This is a genomic window from Bartonella sp. B17, assembly GCF_053795755.1.
In genome coordinates this window covers 1261394-1280484 of record NZ_CP200032.1, presented here as the reverse complement: position 1 = coordinate 1280484, position 19091 = coordinate 1261394, and the positions used below count along the sequence as shown (strand labels likewise).

Here is a 19091-nt window from a genome sequence, read left to right as displayed (position 1 = left end):
AATTGTGGAATAATTCATCTACAAAACGAGACTTTTTCATCTGTTTTTATCAATTTCAGCAAAAACTGCTCTTGTTTCTTTACTTGGCTGAAATAAGGCAAGTAGAATAGCTTTACCTTTTGCAATACAGGTCATCAAAACTCTCACGATATCGCTCATTGATAAACCAGGGGCTTGAATAACTTGATTGGCATCCATGATCATTGTTATTTTATTAATCATATTTCAATGTAATAAAATTGGAGTTTAATTTTATTATTTTAATGTTTTTAAGCAATCGTTCTCTGCTTTAAAGGCAAGAGTTTATAATATTTTTAGTTAAAGGTGTTTATTTTTATATTATTTGAATCTTTTAAGACAGAAAAGAATTTAAATTTTAATATGTCAATCAGCTCCGCGTTTTGCGGGGCTTTTTTTATGGAGGGAAACAATGCGAAAAATATCCAAAGAAGGACTTGCTCTCATTAAGCAATGGGAAGGATTGCGCTTGCAATCTTATCAAGATGCTACCGGTTTATGGACAATAGGTTATGGTCATACGAGTAACTCTGGAAAGCCTTTTGTTCATAAAAATATGAACATCACTGAAAAAGTGGCAGAGGATATTTTATTTCAAGATTTAAAACAATTTGAGAAGGCTATTGAGCAGGCAGTCGTTGTTCCTTTAACCAATGAGCAATTCGTAGCGTTAGTCTCCTTTTGTTATAATGTAGGAACGATAGCATTTTGCAATTCAACATTGCTCAGAAAGCTGAATAAAGGGGATTATGAAGCAGTGCCATTTGAATTACAGAGATGGACGCAAGCAGGAGGAAAGCGTTTGCAAGGGCTTGTAAACCGCCGTGCAGCAGAAGCAGGGTTATGGGCAAAAGGCTCTTATGTTTGTTCAAATTATCAGGCGGTAGAAATAAAAGAGCCAACAGGTTCTTTCAAAGCAGAAATTCTTGCACCAATCATTAGTTCTTTTTCAGGACTTGGAGGCTTGTTAGCGGGCAATGGTCCAGTTCAATGGGCATTGGCAACTATTATGATAGTAGCAGCCTGTATCGGTGTTATGTTTGTAGCCAAACGCTTTGGTGAGCAATGCTTATGATGTGGTGGATGAGGAAAAACTTCATGTTCATTATGGCAGCTTTGGCTGCTTTTTTTATGTCCATAGCAAAAGCTTTTTACTTTGGAAAGAAGGTTGAGCAACAGAAGCAAATAAAGAAAGCTTTAGAGGCAGCAGTAACAAGGCTTGAGGTGGAAAATGAGATTAACAAGAAAAGTGATGCTGATGTGCGTGCTGATCTTACCAAGTGGGTGCGTGATAAATGAACGTTCTGCTTGTGTTTGTTGGATGCCCATTTACTTGAGTAAGCAAGATGTTACGGCAATTAGCTCAACTTTAGCAAGAGACATTTTAAAGCATAACCAGCAAGGTGAACGTTTGTGTGGGTGGAAACATGGCCAGAAGAAAAACTGAAAAAGTGACAGAGCTAACCAATGCAGAAAAAGAAATGCTTCAAGAAATGATTGTTATCTACCAAAGTGTGAAAATGATGTCTCGTTTTATGAAATGGATTGTATTCATCATCTTTCTATTTATTCTTGAATTTTCGCGTCTCATAGAAGCGATAGACAATATCTTTACGCACTTAAAGCAGTGGTTTTTAAAAAATTAAAAATAAAGATCAAAAAATCTTTTTATTTTTATTATAAAATATATAACATTCATACTCTGCAATAATTTTGCATTTCATATTACTAAAAGCAAACATGATAGTAATGATAAAGTATTTATTTAAATAACTAAAATTGCCTCATAAAGTGAGGGCAGATCTATATTCACGAATTCTCTTCTGATGTGACGAAACAGAGACAGTCTTACCTTCTTCGGTTGTAACTGAGTTTTTATCGTATCTTTCAAAGATAGTTTCATCTTTTTTGTTAACTTTTTCACCTACAGCGCTTGGGTTTGATTCTATATATTTTTGGAGACGTTTCCTTCCTTGTGTATGCTTGTAAAAAGTAACAGGAAGATACTGATCTAATTTATGAGAGGGTAAAGGCATATCTGGTTCACATAATATATCTTCAACATTATCCTCGTGCATTTTTCTTAATCGGTCAGATTCAATATGAAGTTTTTTAGCTAGAGCTAACTAAATATCCCACACTCAGAAGCGCTTCGTTGAATATCCATCTCCACCATGGAAAAATGGCAATTAGGTAATTCTTGAGAATCAACAGCGAGTTGTGTTCTTATCGCTAGTCTTGCTTGTTGTATGCCATTGAATGTTGTAGGTTCAAAAAATATGAAGGAGTTTTTGCCGTCAAAGGTTTTATGATCAATGGTAGCAAAATGAACTCCTCTATCCTTCAATCTAATTATAAATCTAGAAGATTGAACTCCATCATCGATTGCTTTTTTCATGAGACGAGCAAGATCGTCAGGGTCATTTGCTAATTGAAGATTCATGTCTGGATATTTCTTGTTTGCTTGCTCTACCAAGGCAGGCATTATTCTGATATCTACATGCGCATAATTAGTATGTATCCAACTACCATCGGCAATATCTTTCTCTAAACCTGCAATAACACTTTTTAATTCTTCAGGACTGAATTCTCTATCTTCTTCTGAAGAAGTGTCTTTTTCTAAATTTGCGCGGGCACTTTCCGGTGGCTCGTTTGCAACATCGCTTTCTTGCGTTTGTGAAGAAGAGGCGACAACCTTAAAATCATGCGGTTTCATAGTATTAACCTCCAGCTAGTAATCAATGCTGGATATAATTGATTTACATTTTGGTCAAATAATGTCTAAAGAAATGATTCACTACCTATCAAAGTGTAAAAATGATATCTCGTGGACTATATCATTAAAAGTAAAAATAATTATAATATAAAGTGTTTATTTAATATAAACTGAAATTATATTTATATAATATTATAATTATTTTTATAAAATAAAAAAATACATATATCATTATTTCATATTCTTTGTAAAAATAGATAAATGTAAAAATTTAATCTTATTTAATATTAAAAATATTAATTTAATACTTTGTGTTTATTCATCCTTAAAATCTCTAAGCAGTAAATCTGTGCTTTAAAATATGAAAAGTATGAAGAAATAATGGATACAATCTCTTCTGAAATATTAAAATCTATTGATCCTGTTACACCAGCAGTTGCTTATGTTGGTGGCAAAAGAAGGCTAGCCAAAACTCTTGTAAAAATCATTGAAGAGATTTCGCACAACGTTTCTGCTAACCTTTTACCGGAATGGTTTGCCATAGTCACGGTTCCACCTGATAGTACTGTAACAACATCATGAAAGGTGGTTTAAAAAGTGGTTTATCTTTTTAATGACTTTAAATAACTATTTGAAAAATAAAGAAAAATTCTTGTATCTGTGGTGCGATCGGCGGTGCTGTGGGTGAGGCAGCGGCAATGCTGCAATATGGGTCGTGGATTAAAGGTCTTCTCCAAGAGGAAGTGGGCGATCTAGATGGGCGGACATTAACAGCGGAAGAGCAAGCTGGTCTAAACGCAAAGATTGATGCTCAGTTTGCTGACTTTAAGGTGCAGACCATTGATGTGGCGCGGGTTGCGGGGGGCTTTGCAGCAGCACTTGCTGGTGGGGATGTGAATACCGGTGCCGATGCGGCTGGCAATGCCGCAGAGAATAATTACCTCAGCAGCGCACAACAAGCTCAGATGCAGAGAGAATTGGCTGAGTGTCTTGACGATCAGTGTCGAAGAGACATTAACGAGAAATGGCACGAGATTGACAATGAGCAAGACATCTATCTTTTTCTCGGTGTCGTTGCTGGTGTGCCTGCTGAATTATACGATACCATTAATGATCTCGTGCACATGGGGCTCCATCCTATCGAGACTTTGACAGCAGTCAAAGATTTGATCACCAGTGGTGATGGAATAGATAGGATTAAACAGTCTTATGCAGAGCGTATTGATCGCCTCGTGGAGGAATTTGAAAAAGCGGGCGCTGCTGGAGCCTTTAATGCTGGTGTGGAAGCCGGAAAATTATTAACCGAGATAGTGTCATTAGGAGCTAGCGGGGTTGGAGTAGCCAAAGAAGGTGTAAAGCTTGTAGGCAAAGCAGGTACAAAGCTTGCGGACAAGCTTACGAAAAAGCCTCTTATCGAAGCCGCCGTTGAAGCTGAAACAGCAGGGGTAAAAACAGGCAGTGAAGTTGCCCAATCCCTCGAAAAAAACAGCTCTAAAGCCGCTGTTACGCAAAACACATTCTGGAAACCCATTGAATATACAGATAAAAAAATGGGTCAGATAAGTAAAGTTTACCAAAGAAATGATCTGTTTGATCCGTATGCGATTGTTGAATGGACAGAAAAAGGAGAAATAGTAAAAGGCACAAATATTGAAAGGATGGCAACAGGAAGAGCACCTTGGGATTTCAGTGGTAGACCAATTGAGTTGCATCACATGTTACAAACACCAGATGGCTCCATAGCAGAGGTTACGAAAGAGTTCCATAATAAGAATAGCTCTTTGACCAATTTTTTTATTTTGCTCTGGATTACCGCTCTGGTTTTCCTAAAAATGCACCACTTTTGAGTTTGGATCAGACAACGTTATTCACATTTATCCCAACACAGAGAAATCGCTTATTGATAGGAAACAGTTTGATAAGTGGAGAGGAGAGTATTGGAAGGGTCGAGCGAAAGGGTTTACAGATAAAAAAATTAATTGATATATGGGAACTAATCTATGTGTGAGATACTATCATTGGCATGAATGTTATCAGTTAACGGCGCAGGTTCTGCTACGTTAGGGTAAAATATGAGAAAAAATGGTTTGTGGTTAAAAAAGAGAAAAAAAGTAATTTATAGAATAATTTATGGAGAGAATGAGCTATGAAAATTTACACTTTATCTGATGTTGCACAACTAGTTGATGAATATAGTGACGTTATTAATTTTGGTACCGCAGATAATGCGGTTGATGATATAGTGATTGAAAAAGCTGAAAAAACTCTTGGCTTGCAGTTCACATCTTCTTACAAAGATTTTTTAAAAAATTACGCAAGAGGAGAGATTCGTGGTGAGGAAATATTGAGTCTTTATGATACAGATTTTAAGTATAAACATGGGGGTGATATTGTTTGTTATCATTTAACAGATATAGAAAGTGGTTTAGCTCAACCACAACAGCTCGTTGTTAGTAGAAATGATTTTGATGAAACATTTTACTTTGATTATTCTCAATTTAAAGATGGTGAATGTCCGCTTTATATTGAGATAGGACTCGGCAATTGCCATTATTACGCAAGTAACTTTTATGAGTTTTTATGTAAAAGAATTAAAGGTGAATTAAGATAAATTTTTTGTATGTCAGTTTTATTTTAGAAGTGTAATTTTTATTTGCCATTCTTTTCTCGTTTTTTAAATGAAAGCGTCGCTATCGGCAAGAAAGGCTCGCAATGCGAATAATGATTTTTGAGGAGCTTTATGAAAACCTACACTTTGTCTGATGTTGCACAATTAGTTGATGAATATAGTGATGTTATCAATTTCGGGACTGCAGATAAAGCGGTTGATGATATAGTAATTGAAAAAGCTGAAAAAGCTCTTGGTTTTCAGTTCACATCTTCTTACAAGGATTTTTTAAAAAATTATGTAGGAGGAGACATTGATGGTGAGGAAATATTAAGCCTTTATAATGTGGATTTTAAGTATAAGCCTGGAGGCGATATTGTTTACCGGCATTTTAATGATGTAAAAAGTGGTTTAGCAAAACCACAGCAGCTCGTTGTTAGTACAACTGATTTTGCGGAGGTATTTTACTTTGATTATGCTCAATTTCAGGATAGTGAATGTCCACTTTATCTTAGAATAGGGTACTCTGGAGATCCCTGTTATTATGCAAGTAATTTTTATGAATTTTTGTGTAAAAGAATTAAAGAAAACTTAGAATAGCTTTTTTTATGTTTGTTTTATTTTAGCAGTGCAATCTTAAGTTGCTATTTTTTTGTTTTCAGGAATGTAAGCATTGTTATAGGCAAGAACGATTTACAATACGAATAACGGGCTTTTGAGGAAAATTTATGAAAATTCACACTCTATATGATGTTGTGCGATTAGGCTATAAATATAGTGATATTATTAATTTCGGTACTGCGGATGATGCGGTTGATGATGTAGTAATTGAAACAGCTGAAAAAGCTCTTGGTTTGCAGTTCACATCCTCCTACAAGGATTTTTTAAAAAATTATAAAGGAGGAGACATTGATGGTGAGGAAATATTAAGCCTTTATGATAGAGATTTTACGTATTATCCTGTTGGTGATATTGTTTACCGAAACTTTAAAGATATAGAAAATGGTGTAGCAAAACCACAACAGTTTGTTGTTAGTAAAACTGATTTAGGTGAAACATTTTACTTTGATTATTCTCAATTTAAGGATGGTGAATGCCCACTTTATGTCAGGAATCTATCTGGTGATTCAGAGTATTATGCAAGTAATTTTTGTGAATTTTTGTGTAAAAGAATTAAGGCACACGCAGAATAGCTTTCTTTTTATGTCTGCTTTATTTTTGAAGTGCAATCTTAAGTTGCTATTTGCCTCTCCTTTCAAGAATGAAAGCATCGCTATTGGCAGAACAGCTTGCAATGAGGGTAACAATTTGGGGAGACATTATGACAACTTATACTTTATCCGATGTCATACAATTAGTTGATAAATATAGTAACATTATCAATTTTGGGACTGAAAATAAAGCGGTTGACGGTGCACGGGTTAAGGTGGCTGAAGAAATTCTTGGTTTGCAGTTCACATCTTCTTATAAGGATTTTTTAAAAAATTATAAAGGAGGAGACATTGGTAATGAGGAAATATTTAGCCTTTATGATATCGATTTGAAGTACCTTTCTGTTATTCCTGTTGGTGATATTGTTTACCAATACTTTAATGATATAAGACTTGGTTTGGCAAAACCACAACGGCTCGTTGTTAGTAGAACTGATTTGGGTGAAACACTTTATTTTGATTACTCTCAATTTAAGAATGGTGAATGCCCACTTTATTTTGAATCGGGATTTGGAGAGTGCTATTATTACGCAAGTAATTTTTATGAATTTTTGTGTAAAAGAATTAAGGCACATGCAGAATAGCTTTCTTTTTATGTCTGCTTTATTTTCGAATTGCCATCTTAAGTTGCTATTTTTTTCTTCATTTCAAGAGTGAGATATCGCTATTGGTGGAACGTTGCAGTTTATAGCGAATAGCAATTTTTTTTGGGGGGGGGAATTCATGAAAATAAAAGATGTCACAGCAATTTTAAAAAAGCATGGTTGGAAGACTTATCGTGATGACGCGAATGATACCTATGCGCGGTATCATTTTCCTGATCGTATTGTGAGCATGGGCTATAAGGTTAAAAATTATGGAGGGGGTGAGGGAAGCTTGAAGTTATGGATGGTTCGCCTCACCACTGCTCCTTATTGTCTTGCTTGGGAATATTATATGGGTAAAAAGCGGGATCCATATGAAGATAGGCTCATTTCTACCAAGGAGGAGTTCGGGATTACAGCTCCAGATCTTTCTGAAAACCATGTTGAAGCGGCATTAAACAGGGTTCTAGCGTGGGCACAAGCACAGGATATCGAACAAATATTACGCGAAAAAGCTGCCGATCATTTTCTTGCTGCAACCGCTGTGCTTGGCGATGTAGAAGCTTTAAAAAGGAATGCATCCAAACCCAAAACTCTTGTGCCAGAATTTGCTGATTATGAAACGATGACTGATAAGGAGCGCCTTCTTATTTTTGCCCAAGCCTATAAAAATGGGGAATTAGAGGATGTTTTGGCAGGCAAAAAGCCAAAAAATCGTTTGATGAGCCCCACAGTCGTCAAGCGTGTTCTTAAAACCCAAGGCTGGTTTGTTGTTAATGAGTTTGGAGACATGTGGCTGTCTTTGCCCGATCGTTTTGTTCTGTTTGAATTTGGCTTTGTGCATCTCCTTGATAAATACAATGTCCGTATTGAAGCAGAGATCTCCACTGAAGAAGTTTCCGAAGCTTGTAATTATATTTATTTTGATAGGAAATATAGCCCTATATCATCTACGGATATGTATGATTCTTTTAGCACCATTGGAGGTGGTTATTTTAGGGGGATTGATAGAGGAATTAATATTTGTGTCAAGATATTGAATGAGCAAGAAGTTGGCAACATCTCTGACCGAGTGATACAATGGGCACATAACAAAGATTTAGCTGCAACAATAGAAAGTAAAGCGCTTGTCCAGAAATATGACTTCTACCAAGACATAGTTTGGCATTTAGCATGTTTAGCGTTGATGGGCAAAATCGATGTCTTAAAATCCTATCAAAACTTCATTGCCGCGGGGACGATTTCTGAACATTTGGAGGATAGTGACGCAGAAACTTATGTTAACCGCGCAGTTGAATTTGCGGAAGATTACCTGAAAATCTTCAATGAGAGAAAAGCAAAAGAGGCGTCTCTTGGTGCGCAGGCTTTGGCTGTTTTTAAGAAGATTGACGAGCAGTTAAAAGCGATGGGTTGGACGGTTTATCAGGATAAAAACCATGATCGTAATGCTTATTTTCTAGCTAAAGGTCGTCTCATCAATATCGTGTATAGTCTTGACACAGAAGGCGAAAGCCCTCTTATTGCATTCAAGGCTTCGCTTTCCACAGTTGGTTTTTCCACTGCGCATCGGCATATCTTTCTTGACATGCCCCAATATACACCACTCAAAGAGGCAGACGATGTTTATAGAGTATCTTATGCCGAAATAGAGGCAGGCAAACTGAAACAGATCTGTACGGATGTTCTTAGTTGGGCTCATCAACAAAATGTCACTCAAATCCTCTATGATTATGCTGCTTTACCGACCAACAGTGAATATGAGCTTGCGTTGCGTCACCTTGTTGCTCTTGTTTTGATTGGGGATGTTGAAAAGCTTAAATTTTATATGGAGAGTTTTAGTGCAGGAGATTCTTTAGGTTTTGTAGAAGGCATTACACAACAGTTGACTAAGCGATTTTTTTATATTGCTCGGAATTATCGCTCTGGTTTTCCTAAAAGTGCACCACTTTTGAGTTTGGATCAGACAACAGCGCTTCCAGATGCACCGTCTGTTGATGTAACGCCTCCAGCTATAGCGCCTGTTGATATAGCGTCTACAGATGCCCCGTCTATGGATGAAGAAGAAGAGGAAGAGTTCACTGAAGCGGATTATGCAGAAGAGACCTTGACCATGGAGAGTGCAAAAGCGCTTTTGCAAAGTCTAGGCTGGTCGGTTGAAAAACTCAATGAAGAAGGGGATCATTTAGCAATTTATCAATTGGCGGATCGTGAAGTGCAAGTGCTGTATAACGACGAAATCATTGAAGATTGTCCGCAATTTGATAGCGGTCTTTTGATAGTTACTGGTATTTTGACTTCTGCGTGCAAGATGATTGACCCTAGCTTTTCTCAAGACCTACCGGATTTAGAGCTTAATTTTGAAGCGAAAGGGCTTGAAATCTTTGATCCAGAGGTGAGTGCGGATTACTTAAAGGAGGTTCTTAATAACATTTTAAAATGGGCAGTAACAGCCATTGATCTTGCTGAAATTCTTCGTTCTTATTATGGTACGCCTCCTTGGCAAAGGAAAAAAAGCGCAACTGGTAAGGCAAATGATGCGCATTATGCTTTGCAGCATATTAGTGCTTTGGCTTTGTTAGGGGATGTTGAGACTTTGCAGTCTTATCACAAGAGCTTTTCCGCAAAGGATCGTTTGGGTTTTGATGAGAGCATCCAACCGGTTAATCTTGAACGCGCAATGGTTTTAGCCAAAGCAGTGGCAGAATCTAAGCAACTTAGTTACGCTTTGCTTGAACAGGTAGAAAAGAGCTTACCGACCCATTCTGAAGCTTCTCAGAGGGGCTTTTTTCGTTTTTGGAAGAAAAAATAAGAAAGAAGCTTCTGTTTAGGAGCTTCTGTTGAATTTCTTTGCCGTTCTTGCCTTGTTTTTAAAAGTGAAAGCATTGCTGTTGGCAGGAACGGCTTGCAACACGAATGAATGATTTTTGGGGGGGATTTATGAAAACAAAAGATGTCACAGCAATTTTAAAAAAGCATGGTTGGGAGACTTATCGTGATGACGCGAATGATACCTATGCGCGGTATCATTTTCCTGATCGTATTGTGAGCATGGGCTATAAGGTCAAAAATTATGGAGGGGGTGAGGGAAGCTTGGAGTTAGTGATCTTTGCGGGATGTATGCAGGTCAGATTCGCATTATTGCCAATGATAAAGGCGCTGGGGTCAAAATGCATGGTTCTATGGTTTCCACAATGCGGGCGCCATGCAACTGTCGAGCGATGGCAAGTTGGTGATTGCTAAAGCGCGTGCCAAAGGTTCGGTGAAGGCGCAATCACATCACGCAGCGTTCATGTAGAAAATTTGTTATTTTTAGAGTCGTCTGTTGAGCTTAAGGCACTTGATGCTGTCGAATTGGTTGATCATTTTCTTGTTGCGAAAGCTTTGCTTGGCGATGTAGAGGCTTTAAAATATTTACGTAAAACTCTTTGGAATGGGTGAGATTTTTTTTAGAAAGAAATTAATTTCATCTGCTGAAATCATCAATAATTGCTCAGGTGATGTGATGAATTTTTTCAAATGTTGCAACGCTATTATTAGTCATTTATGGATCTGTTAAAGTTCCAAATTAGCAGCCGTCAGGAAATTTTAACGTCTCTTTTGATAAGAGACAAACGATTTAACTGATTTGGAACATGCTCTTCAGTTTTTATATCTATAGAAATTAAGCTTTAACGGTAAAGTTATTAATCACATATTTTGCACTGAAATTAGCCGAAGCATACGATTTAATTAGTTTAAAGTTGAAGTATTTATTGGAGCTTATTTGCCGATACTTGGTAAGAGGTACTATTGAACACTTAAACTAATAAGATTTTATGCTTTGTTATGATAATCCAAATATCTTATTTTACCTTGATTCACTTTATTTGGAATATTGAAGGTTATTACGGAAAAGCTTTATTCAAGCAAGAAAATTATTGATGGCTATGATTCTTTTGCAATTACGCAATTAAAAGGCAAGTTTCTTCTTTCTTTAAATGATATGCAAAAGATTCGAAAAACCTTCAGTCAATTCCATATAAAAGAGGTCACTACATCTCATGTACTTGGAGTTCAAAAATTTTATTGCCAAAGAGTTGATTATCACAAATTGTGATTTTTAGCAAAAGAGAAAACATTTTTCGAGGATATATAAAAGATCCTTTGAGGTTTTTAATGAATTGGTACCAAATTTGGTAAAAGTTAAATCCACACACAAACTTTTGGAAAAATTTAAGCGAACAATGAGAAAACTCGATAAAAAAGGACGCGCTTTACAGAAATGCGTTCGAAAATCTTATTCCTTATTTCTTAAAAGTAAATAAAATCAAAGTATTAAATGCTAAAAAAATATGTTGGGCGTGACAGGCGTGTATAATTATATTAAAATCAATGAGTTATATTAATAGTAAGGGATTTTCTTATCATTGATTCTATTATGTTTTTTTGTCTCTATCCCTAACTTTTTTGAAGCTTTTTGATTGATTCAAGAGCAAGTTTTTTCCGGTCAGTGCTCTTCGTGTAAAGAGATGCCATCCTATCCTCTGTCCAGCCAAAAATCGCTTTGAGTTGTGGTACTGTTGCACCTGAATTTGTAGCGCGTGTTGCTGCTAGTTTTCTCAATTCCTGTGCTGATTTTTTTATTCCTGCTGCATTACAAGCATCTCTAAACAAATTACCAAAGCTTTCTTTAGTTAATTTTTTCCTCCTTTACCACAAATGAATGTTTCATCTCCTATAGAACTAATTTCAAGTGTTGCTGCTAATTCAGGCAAGATTGGAAGAAAAACATCTGTTTGGAATTTACTCTTCTTTGTTTTGAGATGGATAATATTATTATTTACGTCTTTCCAACCAATTCGTATTACATCACTACGACGCAAGCCGGTATAAAGAAGAACATCAATCCAGACGCGTTCATGCGTACTGATAGATCATCGTTGATAATATTTCTCAATATCTTCTTCTGTCCACACAGGAAATCCATCTTTGTTTTTGAGAGGTGGTCTTTTTATGCTCGAGGCTGGATTATCTTCAGAAGATTTTGATCAATTGTCCATTTAAAAAGACCATTCAGTGCTTTTAGAAAGTTTCTAGCAGTTGCTGGAGTTTCTTTTCGCCGTTCAACACCAGCTATGATATGCATTTTTTTAATTTCTCTGTATGGAATATTTCCTATGGTATCGCATACTTTCATAAGAATGAGTTCTTTTTGTCTTTGTGTAGTTTTAGCTAGGTTATGCCAATTAGCGCTATTAAAATACTGTTTGAGGAGCCATGCAAAGGAACCTTCAACAAGTTTCCCTGGTTTGGATTTAGGAAGTATGAGCCCTTGTGATTGGGCTAGGGCGCTTTTATGGTTGTCAACAAATTCTTGCGTTCCATATATCCCGTGGATTCTAATTCGTTGCCCATGACCAATACGCACATAGCATAGAGTTTTGCCATGGCGTGTAATTTCTTTCACAAGATGAGGAGGGCTTGGCTTTGGCATAGCAGCTTCACATCTTAGAGAGCAAGGATTAGTGTATCATGGTTGTATAAGTGGTCAATATTAAGATGGTAGAGTTAATCAAGAAAGAACTAATTTTTCTTTCAAGAGCAATGTATTAAAAGATATTACACACATCATTGTTGATAATATTTTAGATGGTACTCTTTCCCAAGAAAATGAAGAATATAAAAAAGAACGTTTAGATAATTTAAAAAAGTTTTGTAAGGAGAATCCTTCTTATCACTTTGATAGTTATGAAAACTTATTAAAAAAACTTCCTAAATCTGCAAATGATCCAGAGAATTTTGTTAAAGAATTAGCTATTTATAAGCTTAGAAAAGATAAAAATAGAAATACGAGAATTGAAAACATATACAGTAAAATTACTAAAGGAGAAGCTAACACAAAGAGTTTCTCAGATGAATTTTCTAAACTTGCAAATGATGTTAAAGATGAAGAAAAAAGACAATTAGCAGAGTATGTTATACGTCGTAAGGTTGTACTTGATATTTTAGAAAAATTAATAACAGAGGTTAAAAAAACTGATTCTGGTCAAAAAGTAGGGCATTTAGAAGAGACATTACATACATTTATTTGCCCTATGCGTGTTCGGGGTGATGATCCTCAAGTTTTTGATAGTTTGGCTCATGATTTGTGGATTATTGATGAAAGGTTAGCATTTACCAGATATTTTTCTTCTGATGTTCCATTTGATAAAATCATAGAGGAATGTACGGCAAAAAATCGTCCTGATTTATTTTGTTACGATAAAGTGCATGCTCTAGGTAGCATGTATTCTTCTGATACAGATTTAGACAAATTAATGTTGGTGGAATTTAAAAGACCAGGAAAGATACAATATAGCTCTGGTTATTCTCCTGATTATCAAATCAGGAAATACCTTGCTGAGCTTCGAGGAAAGCGCATAAAGACATTCGATAATAAGAGTATAAAAATTTCGGATTAGTGCGTTTTTTATTGTTATATTATTGCTAATATTGAAGGTGAGTTTGATTAGCAGACGGCTGGCTAGCAGGAAACAGCTAATGGTCGGGGAAGGATTATGAATCTAAACAGTAAATTGCGAGGAACGATTGAAATAATAGACTGGTATGACTTATTGGCAGACGCCAAATTAAGAAATCAAGCATTTATTTCTACATTACAGGCTTAATTTAAGGAAAATTTCTTGATGCATTTTAAGCAATGATTAATCAAAAACTAAAGATTTCTGCTAGCATTAGAACGAATGTTTGTTTTCATTTAAGGGGGGTTTTAGGTGCTTACATTATTTGATAAAATATTTATACAAATTCGTATTGATCACTGTGAGCGCCTTTTCGATATGTCTAAATAACTAGGTGTTTAGTCAACTTTTTTATCCTTTATAGGAACTTGGCAAAAGGTCTATACTCGTTGGCATGGAAGAAAAAGTCATTGAATTATATGCTTTAGATAAAGAGATAGCCGTCTTTGTTAAGGAAAAAAGCTGGTTCTTGTTGGAAAGTTTTTATGATGAATCCTTCTGATCCACTTAACTGTTAAACTATGGTATGTTTGATAGGATAACGGCTCGCTTTTCAAAACAAGATTCGAAAAAGTCTAAAACAATTAATAGAGAAACTTGCCAAAAAGGATATGCTTTATAGAGGTACGTTTAAAAATCCTATTCCCTTACCTTTATTTACGTATCCCTTACTTTAAAAAAAATGAATAAAATCAACTTATTAAGTTCTATAAAAAAGCAAATGGTGGGCGTGACAGGGATTGAACCTGTGACCCCTACGATGTCAACGTAGTGCTCTCCCGCTGAGCTACACGCCCACTTAATAATGTTGCATACACCATATAGAATTACAAACGTCAATGCCTAATTTAATTTTATATTTAACTAAGCGTGAATAGTTCAGAAAAAAACTTCTTAAGCAGCTATAAGTATCTTTTCAACCTCATTAACTAGTTCGCGTAAGTGAAATGGTTTAGATAGCACTTTTGCATCGGGAGGAGCATCACTATTTGAATTTAACGCAACTGCTGCAAAACCAGTGATAAACATCACTCGTAAATCGGGGTCAATTTCGGTGGCACGTCGTGCTAATTCAATTCCATCCATTTCTGGCATTACAATATCAGTTAGAAGAAGAGAAAATGGCTCTTCTTGCAAACATTCATATGCGCTGGCTCCATTATCGAAATCAGCGACTTCATAGCCTGCGCGTTCCAAGGCTTTCGCTAAAAAGCGACGCATATCATTATCATCTTCTGCGAGCAAGATTCGTTTCATGATTATGTTCCAATTGCTCCATTTTCAGAGTTTTTGCCACATTGATCTATACAATATAGAGTATTTATAAAAAAAGTGATAAAATATTTATAACTGAAATTAATGGCAAAATGGTTAATTCTTGTATATTTGTCAAGAATACAAAAATTAGTTTTCAGTTGGTTAAATTCGAAATGTATGCATTCTTGAAAAAGAGAACGGTAGGTAAATATTCTAAGCTTGGTTAATTATCAAGGTTCTTTTCTTTATTTATTTTTGAGAGATTATAGCTACAAAATTTTGTAAGGAATGTTCAATTGAAAGAATGCTAATATGGGCGAATCAAAAAATATTATATTGGTTTTCTATTTTTAAAAAATCACGCTGCAGTGTAAAATTTTATGCTGTTTGTTTGTCTTGTGTTTTTACGAATATGCATTATAATAAATATAATGATTTTCTTATTTTATAATTAAATATAATAAGTTTTAATATTTTGATTTTATTTTATATAAATTATAAATTTGAAGTAATTTTAGAATTTTAAAAAAGTATAGATTAGTTTTTTTAAATCTTTAATATAAAATTATTATTAAATAAAATATTGCTCATATATTTTTACTTTAAAAATTAAATAATTTTTATAGTTAATTAAATAATTGATTTATTAAAAAATATTACGTTATAGATTTATCATTAGGAATAAATGCATCAAATGCAGCCCAAAATTGTTTTTTGTGATGTTCTTCGTGCATAATAGTATTAAGTTCAGCTCCAGTAATTGTAATGCTGTCTGTCATACGTGTATGTTGGCATAATTGTCGCACCTCAATATTGTTTGTAATATTGTTTTGATTAGCAAGAATAAACAATGTTGGGATCTTTAAATGCCCATTAAGTATATTTTTTTTCATAATATCAATTGCATTGAATACTGATGCCATCCATCGGGATGTTGGAGGGGGGATAAGAGAATGAGAAAGCGAAGATTCTTTATTAATGCGTAAAAGTGGTGTGTTTTTTTGTTTTAATTTTTTTCCGCCTTTAGCTGGTAAAAATCCAAGACCTATATCAGAAAGGAATTGCGTTAATTTATGCTGAAAGCCATTTGTTTTATTGCCAAATGGAGCAAAAAGAGGAGAAACGCAAAGCATTTTACTAAATTTATGGTTAATAATATCCAGTCCATTAAGCGCTATTAATCCACCCATGCCATAAGCTAGTATGTAGTAAGGTGATGGACAATTAGAGTACACAATATTTTGAAGAAATTTATCTAAATCGCTAATATCATTATTAATATCAAAATAATTTTTTCGGCTTTTTTTTATTGTCGTGCGTTGTGATTCTTTTCTGCCAAACCAATCAAAGATTGCCGTATAAAAGCCGCGCTTAGATATTTCATTCATAGGCGAAAGATATTCCTCTATAGAATTTGCATAGCTTTCGAGAATAACAATTGTTCCTTTTGATTTTTCTGTTTCAGGACGTGTTATCACAAAACGAATTTCACGATCAATGGTTGTTTTAAGGTGATTGTTACAGATATTGAGAGGAGGAGAACTCCAATTTATGGAATAAAAAAGTGTTTTCAATTAATATCCTTTATGTATGGTATATTTTATCATTTAATGCAAGATGAGATGAGTAAAGAGCTTACATTAATGTCATATAATGAAAAGTTAAGAAACGGTCATGTTGCTTAATGAAAGAAAAAAGAGTTGAAATAAAAAAAACAATTACCAAATAGAGTGTGCAGTCGCCACGATGGGTCTGTTGGTTCACAGGCAGGTTTGCCATTTGGGAACTTTGTGAGTCAGTTTATAGTCGCTCTAAAGGAGGGCAGTATTATGCGTCAAGTAGATTTTTCACCATTTTATCGTTCAACAGTAGGCTTTGATCATCTTTTAAACTGGTTTGATTCCAGAACGCAACCAGATGATGTTTCTTCTTATCCGCCGTATAATATTGAACGTTTAACCGAGGATTCTTATAGGATCTCTATGGCTGTTGCCGGTTTTGCTCAGGATGAAATCGATATCGAAACGCATTGCAACCAGCTAATTGTAAAAGGGGAGAGAGCGCCTGAAAACGATGATGAAGGACGAGAGTTCCTTTATAGAGGTATTGCTTCTCGTGCTTTTGAACGGCGTTTTCATTTGGCTGATCATGTTAAGGTTATTGGAGCAGAGCTCGGTGATGGCCTTCTGCATATTCAGCTTAAAAGAGAAATGCCGGCTGAACTAAAACCAAGAAAGATAGTTGTGCAGGCGTCTCTATCTTCTGCAAAAAACGGTAACAGTTATAATATACGTAAAGCAAGTTCAGAAGGTTTAAAAACTGAATAGTTATAAATTTTTTGAATAACGAAATGGCGCGAGACTTTTGTCTCGCGTTTTTGTCTTTTTATTAGAAGGAATACTATTTAAACAAAAAGCATTTTACTAAAAGTTATGGGCAGTGATACCAGTACACATTATCGTATATTAAAAAATAGAATGACTTTTTAACACACAGTTCAAAAATGGTCGGAGCGGCGGGATTCGAACCCACGACCCCTTGACCCCCAGTCAAGTGCGCTACCAAGCTGCGCTACGCTCCGAATGGTGCAAAACGACTAAACGAGTGTCTCTTTAAAGGCAAGAAAAAAATAAGAAGAATACAATTTAAAATACTTTTGCTATTTTAAAAAGAGCTGATGGAAGTAAAAATTAAATTTTGCACATTAATATTTTTTATTAATTTAAAATAAGAATTAAATTATTAACTTATTGATTATTATTAATTTTTTGTAATATTATATGCATATTCCATTATTTAAAGTATATTTTGAAGAAAGGTAAACAATTTTTCTTGTGTAATAATGTATGCATGGTATTAAAAATTTTTCTGTTATTAATTTTCGTGGAGTAGGTACTTTGCTTCATTTATGAAAAAAAATAGTGAAATAAAAACTGGAATAAGAACACAATTGCGAGTTTTATTTTTCTCATATAGAGTTTTATTTTCACAAAAAAGATCAAAATATTTCATTTTATATCTTGTTGTTTTGTTCTTAATATACCAGATAAGTAAGATATAGCAGATAAAACTGTTTAAAATTTTAAAGTAGCTTATTTAGTAAGAAAAGAGTAAATAATGGGTCGTTATTTTTCGGTAATAAATTTGACAGAAGCCGCAGTTGATCGTGTTAAGGATATTATGAATGCAAAAAATGCGCGTGGTATTCTTATTGGTATTAAGAAAGGTGGCTGTGCGGGGATGGAATATACAGTTACTCTTGTAAATGAAGAGATGTTAGATGCGGATGTTGTTGAAATTAATGGTGCTCGCGTTTTTATAGCACGCGACGCAGTATTGTTTTTATTAGGAACGCAGGTAGATTATGAAGTGACAACACTTCGTTCTGGTTTTGTATTCAAAAATCCTAACCAAATTTCCGCATGTGGGTGTGGTGAATCGGTGGAACTTCGTTCTGCTTTGCAAAATTAAGAAACGAATAAATCTCATTGATTTTATTGAGATTGCGTTATTTTTTGTTTTTGACTTTATTTTAAAGGCCTTCTATTTCTTTTAAAGATGCATTAATCATTTTTTAGATTGAATAAGTAAATTTTCTTCAATATAGTTAAAAAAGTTTTAAAATTTTATATTTACTTTTTTAATGCTTTTTATGAATCAATATGCAAGTAGCGTGCAAAATTAAGTAGGTTAAAATAGAGGCTGTCTAATTTTTTTTCTATATTTGAAATTTTACTATTTTTTATTGCTTTTTTGAGTTCATGGAATTTTTCTTCGATTTTTGCAAAAATTTTATGTTCTTATGCTAATCAAAATCTACTTTAGCAGCTTCTTTTTATAAAGCGAGCGTTTTTTATCTTTTAGTTGAAGCTACTCTACTTTTTAAAGAGTACTTATTGCGGAATCAATTTGTAAACTCATTATTTAAATCATTTTTGCAGTAATTGTATATAGCATCTTCAAAAGTAAAACTTCTTTCTTTTCTGCAATATTAGTATGGTAGACAATTTATAAAAGAAGAGCGTTAAACTCATCGCAAATATCTATTTGGTTTTTCTATTCAATAGCATTGATGACTTCATAAACTTCTTCGAGGAAGTAGAGTATAAGTGATGCAAACGTTTACTTTATATTTCAGATACAACCGTTATCGTGATTTTGCGACATTACAACAGTTGCAGTTATAGTATTAATATT

20 protein-coding genes, 2 tRNA genes and 2 pseudogenes are annotated in these 19091 nt (G+C 34.6%); 17 read left to right on the top strand and 7 right to left on the bottom strand.

Features of this window, described 5'->3' with window-relative positions:
- Positions 1 to 36: 36 nt before the first annotated feature.
- Complete coding sequence (locus V4B18_RS05755) at positions 37 to 222, bottom strand: type II toxin-antitoxin system RelB/DinJ family antitoxin (RefSeq protein WP_455475500.1); 186 nt, start codon at positions 220 to 222, stop codon at positions 37 to 39.
- 208 nt (positions 223 to 430) lie between these two features.
- On the opposite strand from V4B18_RS05755, the gene V4B18_RS05750 reads away from it, so the two are divergent.
- The 3 genes from V4B18_RS05750 to V4B18_RS05740 all read left to right on the top strand — a co-directional run bounded on the left by V4B18_RS05750 (position 431) and on the right by V4B18_RS05740 (position 1664).
- Positions 431 to 1093 (top strand): lysozyme, encoded by a 663-nt coding sequence (locus tag V4B18_RS05750; protein ID WP_455475499.1) that lies wholly within the window; start codon positions 431 to 433, stop codon positions 1091 to 1093.
- Positions 1090 to 1317, top strand: a complete 228-nt coding sequence (locus tag V4B18_RS05745; protein ID WP_455475498.1) for a hypothetical protein — start codon at positions 1090 to 1092, stop codon at positions 1315 to 1317. Before V4B18_RS05750 ends, V4B18_RS05745 begins: the two co-directional genes overlap by 4 nt.
- Positions 1318 to 1445: 128 nt before the next feature.
- A complete protein-coding gene (locus tag V4B18_RS05740) occupies positions 1446 to 1664 on the top strand; it encodes a hypothetical protein (protein WP_455475497.1) in 219 nt (72 codons plus the stop codon).
- A 138-nt stretch (positions 1665 to 1802) separates the two neighbouring features.
- Here the strand turns inward: V4B18_RS05740 and V4B18_RS05735 are convergent.
- Positions 1803 to 2734: pseudogene (locus tag V4B18_RS05735) on the bottom strand (YopJ/AvrA family T3SS effector serine/threonine acetyltransferase).
- 381 nt (positions 2735 to 3115) lie between these two features.
- On the opposite strand from V4B18_RS05735, the gene V4B18_RS05730 reads away from it, so the two are divergent.
- The 11 genes from V4B18_RS05730 (at position 3116) to V4B18_RS05680 (ending at position 11233) form a co-directional block, all read left to right on the top strand.
- Complete coding sequence (locus V4B18_RS05730) at positions 3116 to 3316, top strand: hypothetical protein (protein ID WP_455475496.1); 201 nt, start codon at positions 3116 to 3118, stop codon at positions 3314 to 3316.
- Between the two features lie 98 nt (positions 3317 to 3414).
- Positions 3415 to 4581: an HNH/ENDO VII family nuclease gene (locus V4B18_RS05725; RefSeq protein WP_455475495.1), complete on the top strand. Its 1167-nt coding sequence runs from the start codon at positions 3415 to 3417 to the stop codon at positions 4579 to 4581.
- 19 nt (positions 4582 to 4600) lie between these two features.
- On the top strand, positions 4601 to 4717 hold the full coding sequence (locus V4B18_RS05720; protein WP_455476545.1) for a hypothetical protein: 117 nt from the start codon (positions 4601 to 4603) through the stop codon (positions 4715 to 4717).
- A 163-nt stretch (positions 4718 to 4880) separates the two neighbouring features.
- A complete protein-coding gene (locus V4B18_RS05715) occupies positions 4881 to 5345 on the top strand; it encodes an SMI1/KNR4 family protein (protein ID WP_455475494.1) in 465 nt (154 codons plus the stop codon).
- Between the two features lie 129 nt (positions 5346 to 5474).
- Positions 5475 to 5942, top strand: coding sequence for an SMI1/KNR4 family protein (locus V4B18_RS05710; protein ID WP_455475493.1), 468 nt, complete (start codon positions 5475 to 5477; stop codon positions 5940 to 5942).
- A 128-nt stretch (positions 5943 to 6070) separates the two neighbouring features.
- The gene (locus V4B18_RS05705) at positions 6071 to 6535 is read left to right on the top strand and encodes an SMI1/KNR4 family protein (RefSeq protein WP_455475492.1); all 465 of its coding nucleotides are present in this window, start codon (positions 6071 to 6073) and stop codon (positions 6533 to 6535) included.
- 128 nt (positions 6536 to 6663) lie between these two features.
- Complete coding sequence (locus V4B18_RS05700; RefSeq protein ID WP_455476544.1) at positions 6664 to 7137, top strand: SMI1/KNR4 family protein; 474 nt, start codon at positions 6664 to 6666, stop codon at positions 7135 to 7137.
- Positions 7138 to 7276: 139 nt separating this feature from the next.
- Positions 7277 to 9946, top strand: a complete 2670-nt coding sequence (locus tag V4B18_RS05695) for a DUF6990 domain-containing protein (RefSeq protein ID WP_455475491.1) — start codon at positions 7277 to 7279, stop codon at positions 9944 to 9946.
- Between the two features lie 128 nt (positions 9947 to 10074).
- Positions 10075 to 10377, top strand: coding sequence for a hypothetical protein (locus V4B18_RS05690; protein WP_455475490.1), 303 nt, complete (start codon positions 10075 to 10077; stop codon positions 10375 to 10377).
- A 60-nt stretch (positions 10378 to 10437) separates the two neighbouring features.
- A complete protein-coding gene (locus V4B18_RS05685; RefSeq protein ID WP_455475489.1) occupies positions 10438 to 10575 on the top strand; it encodes a hypothetical protein in 138 nt (45 codons plus the stop codon).
- A 436-nt stretch (positions 10576 to 11011) separates the two neighbouring features.
- A complete protein-coding gene (locus V4B18_RS05680) occupies positions 11012 to 11233 on the top strand; it encodes a hypothetical protein (protein WP_455475488.1) in 222 nt (73 codons plus the stop codon).
- A gap of 341 nt (positions 11234 to 11574) precedes the next feature.
- Here the strand turns inward: V4B18_RS05680 and V4B18_RS05675 are convergent.
- Positions 11575 to 12610, bottom strand: a pseudogene (locus V4B18_RS05675) (tyrosine-type recombinase/integrase).
- Between the two features lie 601 nt (positions 12611 to 13211).
- Between V4B18_RS05675 and V4B18_RS05670 the strand changes: the two are divergent.
- The gene (locus V4B18_RS05670) at positions 13212 to 13577 is read left to right on the top strand and encodes a hypothetical protein (RefSeq protein ID WP_455475487.1); all 366 of its coding nucleotides are present in this window, start codon (positions 13212 to 13214) and stop codon (positions 13575 to 13577) included.
- 782 nt (positions 13578 to 14359) lie between these two features.
- On the opposite strand, the gene V4B18_RS05665 is transcribed toward V4B18_RS05670, so the two are convergent.
- The 3 genes from V4B18_RS05665 to V4B18_RS05655 all read right to left on the bottom strand — a co-directional run bounded on the left by V4B18_RS05665 (position 14360) and on the right by V4B18_RS05655 (position 16468).
- Positions 14360 to 14434 (bottom strand) — tRNA-Val (locus V4B18_RS05665).
- Positions 14435 to 14531: 97 nt separating this feature from the next.
- Positions 14532 to 14894: a cell cycle two-component system response regulator CpdR gene (cpdR, locus tag V4B18_RS05660; protein WP_455475486.1), complete on the bottom strand. Its 363-nt coding sequence runs from the start codon at positions 14892 to 14894 to the stop codon at positions 14532 to 14534.
- 656 nt (positions 14895 to 15550) lie between these two features.
- Entirely contained in the window at positions 15551 to 16468 is a 918-nt protein-coding gene (locus V4B18_RS05655) for a serine aminopeptidase domain-containing protein (RefSeq protein ID WP_455475485.1), read from the bottom strand.
- Positions 16469 to 16723: 255 nt separating this feature from the next.
- Between V4B18_RS05655 and V4B18_RS05650 the strand changes: the two genes are divergently transcribed.
- A complete protein-coding gene (locus V4B18_RS05650) occupies positions 16724 to 17221 on the top strand; it encodes an Hsp20 family protein (protein ID WP_455475484.1) in 498 nt (165 codons plus the stop codon).
- Between the two features lie 177 nt (positions 17222 to 17398).
- Here V4B18_RS05650 and V4B18_RS05645 read toward each other — a convergent pair.
- Positions 17399 to 17475 (bottom strand) — tRNA-Pro (locus V4B18_RS05645).
- A 536-nt stretch (positions 17476 to 18011) separates the two neighbouring features.
- On the opposite strand from V4B18_RS05645, the gene V4B18_RS05640 reads away from it, so the two are divergent.
- The gene (locus V4B18_RS05640) at positions 18012 to 18365 is read left to right on the top strand and encodes an iron-sulfur cluster assembly accessory protein (RefSeq protein ID WP_455475483.1); all 354 of its coding nucleotides are present in this window, start codon (positions 18012 to 18014) and stop codon (positions 18363 to 18365) included.
- Positions 18366 to 19091 lie beyond the last annotated feature (726 nt).